The following is a 13,479-nucleotide window of genomic DNA, read 5'->3' as shown; positions in this document are numbered from 1 at the left end:
CCGCATGTGCCCGACCGCCGGAACCGGCCCACTTCCGGGCACCCGCTCGTGCGTGACCGCCCGGGCCGACCCGCCGATCCCCGGCCCCGCCTTCGTCAGGTGTCCGGCCCGTCGGTTCGGTTCAGGTCGCGGCGGACCGGGCCCGGGCCCAGGTTCGGCAGGCCGGGCGACTGCGGGTGGTGCGGGGTGCCGGCGCCGGGCTGCTGCGGGAGATACCCGTCGGCGCCCGACTGCGGGGTCGGCCCGGCCGGTTGGTCATAGCCGCCCGGCTGGTGCAACGCGTGCGGTTGGCCGTAGCCGCCCGGCTGTTGCGGCAGATACGGCTGCGGGGCCGATTCGGCATAGGCGTTCGGCGCCCACGGGCCGCCGCCGCCCACCGGCGCGCCCACCGGGCCGGGACCGGGACCGGGACGGCGCGGCGGAGGCGGCGCGGGGGTGCCGCGCATCCCGGCGAACATCGCGAGCGGCAGCGCGATCGCGGCGAGCACCAGGAGCGGCAGCGGTACCCCGCCGGGCTTCTTCGTCAGCCACTCCACCCAGCCGTAGTCCGCCGACGCGGCCTGGAGATCCGGCCACACCGGCCCGCACGCGGCGCCGAGCCCGAACGCCGCGATCGCCGCCTCCGGCCGCAGACCGCCGATCACCACGCCGATCGCCGCCGCACCCGCACAGCGCACCGCGAGCTGGTGTCCGGACCCGGCCGCCGGGCCGATGAACTCGGCGAGGACGAGGGCAAGCGCCGCGAGGCCGATCGCGTACGCCCCGAACAACCGCGCCGCCACCGCCCCCACGACACCGGCGACCACGAGGCCGAGCAGCCACGGCACGTATTCGCCCGGTCCGTCCAGGCCCAGGCCCGGATTGGCCTGCGTGCGGTCCCACGCGAACAGCGCGGCCGGGAAGGCGGCAAGACCGACCGCCATCGCGAGCAGCGCGCCCGCCACCGAGCGCACGCCGTCCACCCGATAGGTCAGCACCGCCGCGACCAGGCAGCCGGCCAGCGCGACCACCGGCCACAGGCCGAGCACCCTGGGCTTGTCGTCACCCATCACCACGGTCGCCGCGGCCACCCCGACCCCGGCCAGGCCGAGCAGGAACACCCCGCCCTGGGCCCCGCCCTCGGACTCCTGCCAGCCCCGCCCGGGCGGCACCAGGACCCGGCCGGTGGGCAACAGGATCAGCAACCAGGCGAACGCGGCGAGCGGCAACCAGGTCTGCAGGCCGGCCCCCGACTCCCACATCGGCTCCAGCACGTCGCGCCCGCCGAGCACGAACAGCAGCGGCACCGCCGCCGCGAGGGTCCCCGCGAACGCGGCGTTCAGCGGCGCCTGATGGCGCGGGACCGCGAGGTGGATCCACAACACCACCCCGACCAGCACCTGGACCGCGAAGCCGAACCGCAGCAGATACACGAAGCCCAGCCAGCGCGCGTGCGAACCGTCGTAGTGGGCCGCGATCGGGTCGAGCGCGGTGGTCAGCGCGGCGCCGGCCAGGCCGATCGTCAACACGCCGCCGACCGCGCCCCGGCGGTGGGTGAACACACTGTCGGTGAGCCCGATCCCGCCGATCACCAGCGGTACGGCCCACGGCAACAACACCGCGACCAGGTCCCATACCGACCACGACCCGCCGCCGGCGTCCATCGGCGTCGGCGCCGCGCCGTAGGCGGCCGGATCCGCGGCGGGCGCGGCGGGCGTCGCCGGATCCAACCCCGCCCGGAGCAGCACCAGCGCACCGGTGGTGGCGAGCACCACGAGCAGCGCGCCCGGCACCCACTCCAGCGACAGTCGACCCACCGGTTCCGGGCGCCGCGCGCGGCCCTCCGCGAATCCGGCGCCGGCCTCGTAGGCCTTGCGTACCACCCCGCCGGCCATGGCCGTCTCCCCCTGGTCGTGTGGGTGCAGCTTAGGGAAGAAGCGACCCCGCCCGCTCCCGAAGCGGACACCCCGAACCCCGCTTTTCGAATCCGCCGGAAATCCCTCGGACCACCCGCCCCCACGACCCGCGCCGCGCCCGTGGACCCTCGGCCATTACCTCCGAGGGAATCGACCGCCCTCTCCGCGCCCGGCACAGTCGTCGGTGTCGGCACACGACCCTGGAGGACCCGATGAGCACGCAGTCCCTGAACCCCACGTTCGCGACCGGCGGGCCCGGCGACCGTGTCCGCGGTGACACCAACCTGTTGCGGCTCGCGCTGCGGCTCGACGCGATCGCCACCGGCGCGGTCGGACTCGCCGCGCTGGCCGGCTGCGCCTTCCTCGACGGCGCCCTCGGTCTGCCCACCGCGTTCCTGGCCGGCCTCGGCGCCTTCCTGGTCCTGTACGCGGTGGGCGTCTGGCTGATCGGCGGCTCCGACACGCCGCACCGCACCGCCGTACGTGCGGTGATCGGCCTCAACCTGGTGTGGTTCGCGGACAGCGTGGCGATGGCGATCGCCGGCTGGTTGGACCCGACCACCCTCGGCACCACGCTGATCGTGCTCCAGGCCGTCGCCGTCCTGGGCTTCGCCGACCTGCAGATCCTGGGCCTGCGCAAGGCCCGCACGTCGCTCCGGTGAGGGAAGTGCGCGGGGCCGGCGGGCCGAACCGGACACGTCGCGCCGAACTCGCGGCCCACCGCGTACGGTCGGGTCCCATGAGTTCGGGATCCACGACCGTCGCCGGCGATCGCTCCGCCGGCCCCGCCGCCCGGCGTACCGGCGGCGAGCTGATCCGGCACTGGCGCCGGCACCGGCGTCTGAGTCAGTTGGAACTGTCCGTGGAGGTCGCGGTGTCCACCCGCCACCTGAGCTTCATCGAGACCGGTCGCGCGGTGCCCAGCCGGGACATGGTGCTGCGACTGGCCGAGTATCTGGACGTGCCGCTGCGCGAACGCAACCGCATGCTGCTGGCCGCGGGGCACGCGCCGGAGTACCACGAGAGCCGCCTGGATGCGCCGGAGCTGGACCCGATGCCGGCGGTGCTGCGGCAGATCCTGGTCGGGCACGGCCCGTACCCGGCGGTGATCGTGGACCGGGCGTGGAACATCGTCGACGCGACGCCGAGTATCGCGATGTTCGTCGAGGGCGTCGCCCCCGAACTGCTCACCGAGCCGCTGAACGCCTACCGGATCAGCCTGCACCCGCGGGGGCTGGCACCGCGGATCGTCAACCTCCCCCAGTGGCGCGCGCACCTGCTGCACCGACTGCGACGCCAGGTCGCGATCACCGGCGATCCGCTGACCCGGGAGCTGTACGACGAGGTGAGCGGCTATCCCGGCGGCCAGGGCGACGAGCCGCCGCCCGGGGCCGGTCCGGGCGCGCCGGCCATCACGATGGGCATCCGGCACGGCGGGGAGGTGTTGTCCTTCGTCAGCACGGTGGCCACGTTCGGCACCGCGGTGGACATCACCGTCGCCGAGTTGTCGATCGAGTCGTTCTATCCGGCGGACAAGCACACCGGCCGGCTCCTGCGCGAGTGGTTCGGCGACTGACGCGGGCCCGCCGGACTCGGCCGGGTCCGCGCGGCGCGCCTCACGGGCGGAGCCGGCAACCCCAGACGTCGGCGGGGGGAGTCTGCGGATCCGGTCGCCACTCGCCGAGCATCGACCAGTCCCAGGAGCGGAACGCGGCCAGGGCGGCGTAATTGTCCCGCGGCACCCGCACCGCGGCGAAGCCGGCGTCGGTGCCGGCGAGCAACCTCTCCCGCATGCGCCCGGCCAGGCCCTGTCGGCGGTGCTGCGGGACGACCATCAGGTCGACGATCACGAACACCTTCCCGGCCGCGGCCGATTCCGCGACGTCCACGGGCAGTTCGCCGTGCAACCCGGTCCACCAGCCGCTCGCCGCGCGCGGCGGGAACCCGTAGGTGCAACCGGCCGCGTCGCCCCCGCCGTTCGCAACGACCATCTCGAAGCCGGGTTGTTGGATGTGGTCGGCGAAACGCCGCAGGAATTCGGGGCGGCCCGACGGATCCCCGCCGTAGGTCTTGACGTATGTATCCGCGACGCTTTCCCGTTGCTGATCGGCCTGCCAACGGGTCAGCCGGCGCAAGAACACCTCTGCCACCACAACCTCCCGTCCAGGCATCGGATGCCTCGGACCTTCACATCGTGGCAGCCTGCCCCGCTCGGGGGAAACACCGTGCGGCAAAACCCGCTCGTCCGGGTCGTTCGCACACCTGCGGTCCGCGGCCGGGCGGTCCGCCCCTTTTCCCCGGTTCCACCGTTTCGCCCGCCCCGAGCCGGCCGGACTCGTAGCCTGCGCACGAGGGACGGCGAGGAGAGGGCGGATGAGCCGAGACGTACGGGAACCGGGCAACGCGTGGGACATGTGTGCCGAGGGTCACGACGACCACGAATGGGTGTACCAGTACGGCCCGGACGGGCCGGCCGGCAATCCGTGGGCCAAGGCGTGCAAGCACTGCGGAAAAATGGCGGGGGCAAACGTACCCGAAAGCGGACTCATCGGGCGATCCACGGGCGGCGACTGTCTGGGCGGCTGACCCACCCGCCCCCTAAACTGAAACACGTTCCAGATACACCCGGGCACGAGCACCGGCCTGGTCCGGAGTACGTTGACCCCACCGGCAACGTGGCCGGCAGCTCCATCGCAGGCCATGCAGCCGGCGGGTTGCCGTACCCATGAGGACGTGGGGCGGCGGATCGTGCCCGCCCCCGAATCCCTAGACTCTCCGCAGTTGAGGAGGGAGCCAGATCGTGCGCAAGGTACTCATCGCCAACCGTGGGGAAATCGCGGTCCGCGTCGCCCGAGCATGCCGGGATGCCGGTATCGCCAGTGTGGCCGTCTATGCCGAGCCGGACCGGGATGCTCTGCACGTGCGGGTGGCCGACGAGGCCCACGCGCTCGGCGGGAACACTCCGGCCGAGAGCTACCTGGACGTGGCCAAGGTGTTGGGGGCCGCCCGGGACTCCGGCGCGGACGCCATCCACCCCGGGTACGGATTCCTGTCGGAGAACGCGGAATTCGCCCAGGCCGTGCTGGACGCGGGCCTGACCTGGATCGGGCCGCCGCCGCAGGCGATCCGCGATCTCGGCGACAAGGTGGCCGCCCGGCACATCGCCCAGCGGGCCGGCGCGCCCCTGGTCGCCGGCACCCCGGACCCGGTCTCCGGCTCCGCCGAGGTCGTCGAGTTCGCGAAGGCCAACGGCCTGCCGATCGCCATCAAGGCCGCGTTCGGCGGTGGCGGGCGCGGGCTGAAGGTGGCCCGCACCCTCGAAGAGGTCCCGGAGCTGTACGACTCGGCGGTGCGCGAGGCGGTGGCCGCGTTCGGCCGCGGCGAGTGCTTCGTCGAGCGCTACCTGGACCAGCCGCGGCACGTCGAGACGCAGTGTCTGGCCGACACCCACGGCAACGTCGTGGTCGTGTCCACCCGCGACTGCTCGCTCCAGCGCCGGCACCAGAAGCTGGTCGAGGAGGCGCCCGCGCCGTTCCTGACCGACGAGCAGAACGCCGAGCTGTACCGCGCGTCCAAGGCCATCCTCAAGGAGGCCGGCTACGTCGGCGCCGGGACCTGCGAGTTCCTGGTCGGCAAGGACGGCACGATCTCCTTCCTGGAGGTCAACACCCGGCTCCAGGTCGAGCACCCGGTCACCGAGGAGGTCACCGGCATCGACCTGGTCCGCGAGATGTTCCGGATCGCCGACGGCGAGGAGCTGAGCTACGACGACCCGCCGCTGCGCGGGCACTCGTTCGAGTTCCGGATCAACGGCGAGGACCCGGGTCGCGGCTTCCTGCCCGCCCCCGGCGAGGTCACCACGTGGCTGCCGCCGTCCGGTCCCGGCGTGCGGCTGGACTCGGGCGTCGAGCAGGGTTCGGTGATCGGCCCCGCGTGGGACTCGCTCCTGGCCAAGCTGATCGTCACCGGTCGCGATCGCAAGCAGGCGCTCCAGCGGGCCAAGCGCGCGTTGGACGAGTTCGTCGTCGACGGCATGGCGACCGCGCTCACCTTCCACCGCGAGGTGGTGGTGGACCCGGCGTTCGCGCCCGAGCTGGGCGGCTCGACCGAGCCGTTCACCGTACACACCCGGTGGATCGAGACCGGCTTCGAGAACACCATCGCCCCGTTCGGCGGCGGCGCGGGCGCGGCCGAGGAGGCCGCCGAGCGCGAGACCGTGGTGGTCGAGGTCAACGGTCGACGGTTCGAGGTCACCCTCCCGGCGGGTCTGGGCGCGTCCGGCGCGGCCCCGGCCGCGGCGAAGAAGGCACCCAAGCGCGGCGGCGCCAAGAAGGCCGGCGCCGCGGCGAGCGGCGACGCGCTGGCCAGCCCGATGCAGGGCACCATCGTCAAGGTCGCGGTGGAGGAGGGTCAGCAGGTCGCCGAGGGCGAGCTGATCGTCGTCCTGGAGGCCATGAAGATGGAACAGCCGCTCAACGCGCACCGCGCGGGCACGGTCAAGGGCCTGGTCGCGGAGGTCGGCGCGACGGTCACCTCCGGCGCGGTGCTCTGCGAGATCAAGGACTGAACCGAATCAGGGACCCGAGCCGGGTCACGGACCGAGCCGGATCGGGAACCGAACCGGATCGGCGAGTGAGCCGGATCGAGCACCGACCCCGGTCGGACCCGAGCCGCATCGCGCCCGAGCCCGGGTCGAGCGGGACCGAACACCGAGCACCATCGAACACCCGTCGGGATCCCATCCGATCCCACGCATCGCGATCGCCCCCGTGTCGAAACCCTCGGCGCGGGGGCGATCGCGTCCGTGGGGTGATCGGGCCGTCGGCCCGCGTGCTGCGCGCCGTGCCGTCGGTGCCGCGGGCTCGACCCGCGGTGTGCTGCCCGGGGGGCGCCGGGCGAGGCGGCACGTGGTCTTGGATCGCTCGCTCACTGGTCGGGCATCACCCCCGGGACGCGCATGTCGCGCATCCGCTCCCCGTTGAACTCCGCGCGGGCGCCGGGAACGGCCCGTTGCGGAAGGGGGGCGATGTGCACCTGCGCGCCCAGCTCGGCGAGCGCCTCGCTCTCCGGGCCGGGGGCGTCCTCGTCGGTGACGAGGTGCGTGATCCGCTCCGGGGCCACCGTCTGGAACATGGTGTCCACACCGATCTTGGTGTGGTCGACCATGACGACGACCTCGTGCGCGGCCTGGATCAGGGCCCGGTCCACGCTCGCGGACAACATGTTGGGGGTGGACAGGCCACGCTCGGCGGTGAGCCCGTTGCCGGACACGAACGCGCGACGCACGCGCAGACCCGCGAGGGCCTGCTCGGCACCGCTGCCGACCAGCGCGTAGGACGACCCGCGCAGCGTGCCGCCGGTCATCACGACCTCGACCCGATTGGCGTGGGCGAGTACCTGCGCGACCAGGAGGGAGTTGGTGACCACGGTCAGCCCGGGGATCCGGGCCAGCCTGCGGGCGAGCTCCTGCGTGGTGGTGCCGGCGCCCACGACGATCGCGTCCCCCTCGTCGACGAGGGAGACCGCGAGGTCGGCCATGGCCGCCTTCTCCGCCGCCGCGAGGTGGGTCTTTTGCGAATAGCTCGGCTCACGGGACAGCCCACCGGGCAGTACCGCTCCACCGTGCCGACGGTCGAGGAGCCCTTCGGCTTCCAGGGCCCGCACGTCCCGCCGAACCGTCACCTCGGACGTCTGGACCACCCGGGCGAGTTCCCGTAGGGACACCGCTCCGTTGGCCCGCACCATTTCAAGAATCAGTTGACGACGCTCTGCTGCGAACACGTGACGAAGGTAACGCGAACGACCGGCTCTTATCAGCCGGTTGCGACTCTTACCCGAACTTGTTCATCGAAGTGATAAGAGTGCTTCGGTTTCCGGGCGCAGCGAAGCCACAGCGTTCGGGAGGGCCAACCATAACGCTGTTCACCGGGTGTCGGATAGCGCTGATGTACAGAGATTTTGCTGCTCCATACAGATTTTGACGGTGCGTCAGCCGGACTCGACGCATGGCGAACACACCGCGAGGCGGCGATCACACCCGGTCCGATTCGAGTATGCGCGGCGACCACGGCGCACATCGGATGTTCGAGAAAAGCCACCCGTAAGTGGAGTACACGGGAGCGTGGAATCCGAATTCCGCGCGCCCCCCGTGCGCCGGAGGCCGCGCCCCCGAGTTACCGATCTTGAACTCGGGGGCCACCCGACGAGTACGGCGCCGATAGTGATCGGCCCGACCTCTCGGGGCGGTTCGACAGATTTTGCGGGTTTCGCGGATTCGGCGCAGACCGGGTCAGGAGCGCTCGCGCCGGTGCAATTGCCGGGCGGCCTCGGCGATCGAACCCGAAAGCGACGGGTAGACGGTGAATGCGCTGGCGATCTGGTCGACGGTCAGGTGCAGATCCACCGCGAGCGCGACGGTGTGGATCAACTCGCTCGCGCGCGGCGCCACGATCACGCCGCCGACCACGATGCCGGTACCGGGGCGGCAGAACAGCTTCACGAAACCGTCGTGGATGCCCTGCATCTTCGCGCGCGGGTTGCGCGACAGCGGCAGCTTCACCCCGCGCGCGTCCATCTCGCCCGCGTCGATCGCGGCCTGGGTGTATCCGACCGTGGCGATCTCGGGGTCGGTGAACACGTTCGAGGACACGGCCTTGAGGTTCAGCGGGGCCACCGCGTCGCCCAGCATGTGGTACATCGCGATCCGACCCTGCATCGCGGCCACCGAGGCGAGCGCGAACACACCGGTGCAGTCGCCCGCCGAGTAGACCCCGTTGGCCGTGGTCCGCGAGACCCGGTCGACCCGCACGTGTCCGGTGTCCTTGAGGAAGACGCCGGCCTCCTCCAGACCGATGCCCGCGGTGTTCGGGATCGCGCCGACCGCGACCAGGCAGTGGCTGCCCTCGATGATCTGCCCGTCGGTCAGGGTGACGATGACGCTGTCCCCGTCCCGCTTGACGCTCTCCGCGCGCGAGCGGGACATCACCCGCATGCCGCGCCGGCGGAACACGCCCTCCAGCACCTCGGCCGCGTCCGGGTCCTCGCCCGGGAGCACCCGGTCGCGGCTGGAGACGAGGGTCACCTTGGAGCCCAGCGCCTGGTACGCGCCGGCGAACTCGGCGCCGGTGACGCCGGAGCCGACCACGATCAGCTCGCGCGGCAGCTCCGACAGGCCGTACATCTGCTTCCAGTTCAGGATCCGCTCGCCGTCCGGCTCGGCGCCCGGGATCTCGCGCGGGTGGGCGCCGGTGGCGATCAGGATCGCGTCCGCCTCCAGCGTGCGCTCGCCGCCGTCGGCCAGGTCGGCCACCACGCGGCGCGGCCCGTCGAGGCGGGCGGTGCCGCGCAGCACCCGCACTCCGGCGCGCGTGACGCCCTGCGCGATGTCGTTCGACTGCGCCTTGGCCAGCTGCAACACCCGCCGGTTGACCACGCCCAGATCCACGCCCACGATCGGGCGGTCCAGCGTGCCGGGGGTGCCGTCGTCGACATAGATGCCGAGCTCGTGATGCGAGTCGGCGAAGTTCGTCATGACCTCGGCCGTGGCGATCAGAGTCTTGGACGGGACACAGTCCGTCAGTACCGCCGCACCACCCACGCCTTCCCGCTCTACCACCGTCACCTCGGCTCCGAGCTGTGCCGCGACCAAAGCCGCCTCGTATCCGCCGGGTCCTCCGCCTACGATCACAATCCGAGTCACGGGTGTCATTCTCTCCCATGACCGCGCGTCGCGTAGGCTGCGGCCATGCCCCTCTACGCCGCGTACGCAAGCAACCTCGACGCGCGGCAGATGGCCCGGCGTGCCCCGCACTCACCTCTGCGCCACACCGGTTGGCTGCCCGGCTGGCGGCTGACCTTCGGCGGCGAGCAGTTGGGGTGGGACGGATCGCTGGCCACGGTCGTCGAGGACGAGATGTCCCAGGTGTTCGTCGCGCTCTACGACCTGGCCGAGATGGACGAGCCCGACCTCGACCGCTGGGAGGGCATGCCACTCGGCCTGTACCGCAAGGTCCGGGTCCGGGTGGAGTCGCTGTTCGGCGAACAACTCGCCTGGCTGTACGTGCTCAACGACTACGAGGGCGGCCTGCCCTCGGCGCGCTACCTCGGCATGGTCGCCGAGTCCGCGGAGTCGGCCGGCGCCCCCGACGACTACGTCAAGGAACTCCGCAACCGCCCCTGCTCGTAGCCCGCGGCGGGGCGCTGTCGCGTCTTTGCCCGACCGTCACCCGCCCGCCCCGAAGGAGCCCGAGCGTGCGCATCGGTCCGAGTCCTCGGCAGCGGGTCACCTCCGTGTTGCTCGGTGCCGGCGCCCTGGCGGTCGTCGCCATAGCCTTCGCCCTCCGGCCCGCGTGGGGCATCACGATCGTGGTCGCGCTCTACTACTGTGTCCGGCTGCTGCTGCGCGGTCTGGGCCGGGTCACCGTGGACGCGTACGGCGTGGACGTGCGCCGCGTCGGCGTCGCGCAATACGCGTGGCGCGAGATCACGGCCGTGCGCGAAGAGCGCTGCCGCGGTTCGCGCGAGGTGCGACTGCTCCTGATCGACGGGCGTGCCGTGCGCCTGCCCGCCCCCCGGACCGGTCGCATCCTGCACGATCCGGACTTCGACGCGAAGGCGGCGTCGATCAAGGCGGCTTGGACCGCCGCACTGGGGCTACCCCCGGCCGAGCCGCGTCCGGTCGCCGATCGGGGCTGAAACACCGCGCAAGATCCGGGTCACCGTGCCCACCGCGTGCCGCGCCACCTGAACGGACGTATCGGCTCGTATCCGCGCGATTCCTCCCCCGCTGTCATTGCGGTCGTATCACAGTCTTCTACGCGCATAGACCCCGGCCGCGCCGTTCACAGGTGCAGCATTTACGCTCATCGATGTGAACGTATTGGATAGCCACGACCCGTACACGGCCGCCGCCGAGGCCGCCGAAAGCCTGCAGCGGATCACCGGTGCCGCGACGCACGACATCGCGCTCGTCATGGGCTCTGGCTGGGTGCCCGCCGCCGACATGCTCGGTGACCCGGAACACGAGTTCCCGGTCACCGCGCTGCCCGGCTTCCCGCCGCCCGCCGTCGAGGGCCACGCCGGCACAGTCCGCTCGCTGGTCATCGGCGACCGCCGCGCGCTGGTGTTCCTCGGCCGCACCCACCTCTACGAGGGCCGGGGCGTCGCCTCGGTCGCCCACGGCGTGCGCACCGCGGTCGCCGCCGGCTGCAAGGCCGTCGTGCTGACCAACGGCTGCGGCGGCCTGCGCCCGTCGTTCGTGCCCGGTCAGCCCGTACTGATCAGCGACCACATCAACCTCACCGCCGCGTCACCCATCGTCGGCGCCAACTTCGTCGATCTGACGGACCTCTACTCGCCGCGGCTACGCGCGTTGTGTCGCGAGGTCGAGCCCGACCTCGAAGAGGGCGTGTACGTGCAGTTCCCCGGCCCGCACTACGAGACCCCGGCCGAGATCGGCATGGTCCGGGCGATCGGCGGGCACCTCGTCGGCATGTCCACCACGATCGAGGCGATCGCCGCGCGCGAGGCCGGCGCCGAGGTCCTGGGCATCTCCCTGGTCACCAATCTGGCCGCCGGCATGACCGGCGAACCGCTCAACCACGAAGAGGTCCTGGCCGCCGGACGCGCGTCCGCCGAGCGTATGGGCCGCCTGCTCACCCAGGTCCTGCCGCGCATCTGAGCGTGTGGGTCCGCCGGCCCGTGCGGACCCTTCCCGATCCCCTCCCGATCCCTTCCGCACCGAGGAGTCCGTGTTGAGCGACGTCATCGAGATCGCGCGCGCCTGGCTGGCCGAGGACCCGGACCCGGACACCCGGGCCGAACTCGAAGCGTTGCTCGATTCGGACGACCGGGAGGCTCTCGCCGACCGTTTCGCCGGCCTGCTCCAGTTCGGCACCGCCGGGCTGCGCGGCGAATTGGGCGCCGGGCCCAACCGGATGAACCGTGCCGTGGTCATCCGCGCGGCGGCCGGCCTGGCCGGCTACCTCAAGAGCGTGTACGTCACCGACACCGCCGCGCCCGCCGCGACCCGCAACGCGGTGGTGATCGGGTTCGACGCGCGGCACAAGTCCGACGTGTTCGCCCGGGACACCGCCGCCGTCATGGAGGCCGCCGGGCTGCACGCGCTGCTGTTGCCCCGGCCGCTGCCCACCCCGGTGCTCGCCTACGCGATCCGGCATCTGGGCTGCGTCGCCGGGGTGATGGTCACCGCGAGCCACAACCCGCCGCGCGACAACGGCTACAAGGTCTACCTCGGCGACGGGTCGCAGATCGTGCCGCCCGCCGACGCGGAGATCGCCGCGCACATCGCCGCCGTGCGCTCCCTGGCCGATGTACCGCTCGCCGAGGACGGGTGGGAGACGCTGAGCGAGGCGGTGATCGACTCCTACCTCGACCGCGCGGTGTCCGTGGTCGACCCGGCCGGACCGCGCGACGTGCGGATCGTGCACACCGCGATGCACGGCGTGGGCACCACCGTGATGCTCGGCGCGTTCGACCGCGCGGGCTTCGCCGACGTCCGAACGGTGCCCGAACAGGCGGACCCGGACCCGGACTTCCCGACCGTGGCGTTCCCCAACCCGGAGGAGCCCGGGGCGATGGACCTGGCGTTTCGCACCGCGCTCGCCGAGGACGCCGACCTGGTGATCGCCAACGACCCGGACGCCGACCGGTGCGCGGTGGCGGTCCCGGACCCGGCCGCGGCGGGCGGCTGGCGGATGTTGCGCGGCGACGAGGTCGGCGCGCTGCTCGGCGCCGAGGTGGCCCGCCGGGGAACCGACGGCGTGCTGGCCACGACCATCGTGTCCTCCTCGCTGCTCGGCGCGATCGCCCGGGACAACGGCATCGGGTACACCGAGACGCTGACCGGCTTCAAGTGGCTGGCACGGGTGCCGAACCTGGCGTTCGCGTACGAGGAGGCGCTGGGCTACTGCGTCGACCCGGCCGGGGTGTGCGACAAGGACGGCGTCACAGCCGCGCTGATGCTGGCCGAACTCGCGGCCGGCGCCAAGCGGGACGGCCGCACGCTTCCCGCGGTGCTGGACGAGATCGCCACCCGATACGGCCTGTACGCGACCGACCAGTATTCGGTGCGGGTGGATCGCCTCGACCTGATCGCCGACGCGATGCGACGCCTGCGTACCGAGCCGCCGCACACGCTCGGCGGCCTCGCCGTGGTCGGCGTCGACGACCTGCTGAACCCGCCGGCAGCCGACCTGCCGCCGACCGACGGCCTGCGCTACACGCTGGCCGGGGACGGTGCGGACCTGCTCGCGGGTCGGGTGGTGGTCCGCCCGTCCGGAACCGAGCCCAAGCTCAAGGCGTATCTCGAAGTCGTGGTCGACCCGAAGCGGATCGCCACGATCGGCGTGGCGGCCGCCCGTGCGGCGGCGGACGCGGCGTTGGCGGCCCTGAAGCGGGACTTGGCCACGACGCTGGGCATCTGAGCACGGACGTTTGATCGAACCACCGGCGAACGGGCCGGTGGACATGCGTGGGGCGGGGGCGCCCCACCGGGGGCCCCCCCCCGGCGAATAATAAAAAAAAACAGCCCCACAAAAAAAAAAAAAAATAGGTTTGAGGGAAA

Annotated in this window: 12 protein-coding genes; 8 read left to right on the top strand and 4 right to left on the bottom strand. The window is 72.2% G+C overall.

Annotated features, from left to right (window positions below; translation table 11 throughout):
- Positions 1-95 precede the first annotated feature (95 nt).
- The gene (locus ACWGR4_RS44680) at positions 96-1,874 is read right to left on the bottom strand and encodes a hypothetical protein (protein ID WP_452132573.1); all 1,779 of its coding nucleotides are present in this window, start codon (positions 1,872-1,874) and stop codon (positions 96-98) included.
- 233 nt (positions 1,875-2,107) lie between these two features.
- Between ACWGR4_RS44680 and ACWGR4_RS44675 the strand changes: the two genes are divergently transcribed.
- Entirely contained in the window at positions 2,108-2,557 is a 450-nt protein-coding gene (locus ACWGR4_RS44675) for a hypothetical protein (protein ID WP_452132572.1), read from the top strand.
- A 77-nt stretch (positions 2,558-2,634) separates the two neighbouring features.
- On the top strand, positions 2,635-3,471 hold the full coding sequence (locus ACWGR4_RS44670; RefSeq protein WP_380005129.1) for a helix-turn-helix domain-containing protein: 837 nt from the start codon (positions 2,635-2,637) through the stop codon (positions 3,469-3,471).
- A 40-nt stretch (positions 3,472-3,511) separates the two neighbouring features.
- Here ACWGR4_RS44670 and ACWGR4_RS44665 read toward each other — a convergent pair whose 3' ends face one another.
- On the bottom strand, positions 3,512-4,045 hold the full coding sequence (locus tag ACWGR4_RS44665; RefSeq protein ID WP_380005131.1) for a GNAT family N-acetyltransferase: 534 nt from the start codon (positions 4,043-4,045) through the stop codon (positions 3,512-3,514).
- A gap of 223 nt (positions 4,046-4,268) precedes the next feature.
- Between ACWGR4_RS44665 and ACWGR4_RS44660 the strand changes: the two genes are divergently transcribed.
- Entirely contained in the window at positions 4,269-4,481 is a 213-nt protein-coding gene (locus ACWGR4_RS44660; protein WP_452132571.1) for a hypothetical protein, read from the top strand.
- A gap of 214 nt (positions 4,482-4,695) precedes the next feature.
- Positions 4,696-6,462: an acetyl/propionyl/methylcrotonyl-CoA carboxylase subunit alpha gene (locus ACWGR4_RS44655; protein ID WP_452132570.1), complete on the top strand. Its 1,767-nt coding sequence runs from the start codon at positions 4,696-4,698 to the stop codon at positions 6,460-6,462.
- A gap of 359 nt (positions 6,463-6,821) precedes the next feature.
- Here the strand turns inward: ACWGR4_RS44655 and ACWGR4_RS44650 are convergent, their stop codons facing one another.
- Together ACWGR4_RS44650 and ACWGR4_RS44645 are read right to left on the bottom strand one after the other, a co-directional pair.
- A complete protein-coding gene (locus ACWGR4_RS44650) occupies positions 6,822-7,640 on the bottom strand; it encodes a DeoR/GlpR family DNA-binding transcription regulator (RefSeq protein WP_020552647.1) in 819 nt (272 codons plus the stop codon).
- A 544-nt stretch (positions 7,641-8,184) separates the two neighbouring features.
- The gene (locus ACWGR4_RS44645; RefSeq protein ID WP_126637467.1) at positions 8,185-9,603 is read right to left on the bottom strand and encodes an NAD(P)H-quinone dehydrogenase; all 1,419 of its coding nucleotides are present in this window, start codon (positions 9,601-9,603) and stop codon (positions 8,185-8,187) included.
- Positions 9,604-9,639: 36 nt separating this feature from the next.
- Between ACWGR4_RS44645 and ACWGR4_RS44640 the strand changes: the two genes are divergently transcribed.
- From ACWGR4_RS44640 to ACWGR4_RS44625, 4 genes are all read left to right on the top strand, one after another.
- A complete protein-coding gene (locus ACWGR4_RS44640; protein WP_126637468.1) occupies positions 9,640-10,080 on the top strand; it encodes a gamma-glutamylcyclotransferase in 441 nt (146 codons plus the stop codon).
- Positions 10,081-10,145: 65 nt separating this feature from the next.
- On the top strand, positions 10,146-10,589 hold the full coding sequence (locus tag ACWGR4_RS44635; RefSeq protein ID WP_452132569.1) for a PH domain-containing protein: 444 nt from the start codon (positions 10,146-10,148) through the stop codon (positions 10,587-10,589).
- Between the two features lie 175 nt (positions 10,590-10,764).
- The gene (locus ACWGR4_RS44630) at positions 10,765-11,574 is read left to right on the top strand and encodes a purine-nucleoside phosphorylase (RefSeq protein WP_380005141.1); all 810 of its coding nucleotides are present in this window, start codon (positions 10,765-10,767) and stop codon (positions 11,572-11,574) included.
- A gap of 70 nt (positions 11,575-11,644) precedes the next feature.
- On the top strand, positions 11,645-13,339 hold the full coding sequence (locus tag ACWGR4_RS44625) for a phospho-sugar mutase (RefSeq protein WP_452132568.1): 1,695 nt from the start codon (positions 11,645-11,647) through the stop codon (positions 13,337-13,339).
- The last annotated feature ends 140 nt before the right edge of the window (positions 13,340-13,479 follow it).

This window comes from Embleya sp. NPDC055664 (assembly GCF_053618075.1).
The sequence above is the reverse complement of the archived record's forward strand: the minus strand, read 5'-3'. Positions and strand labels throughout refer to the sequence as shown.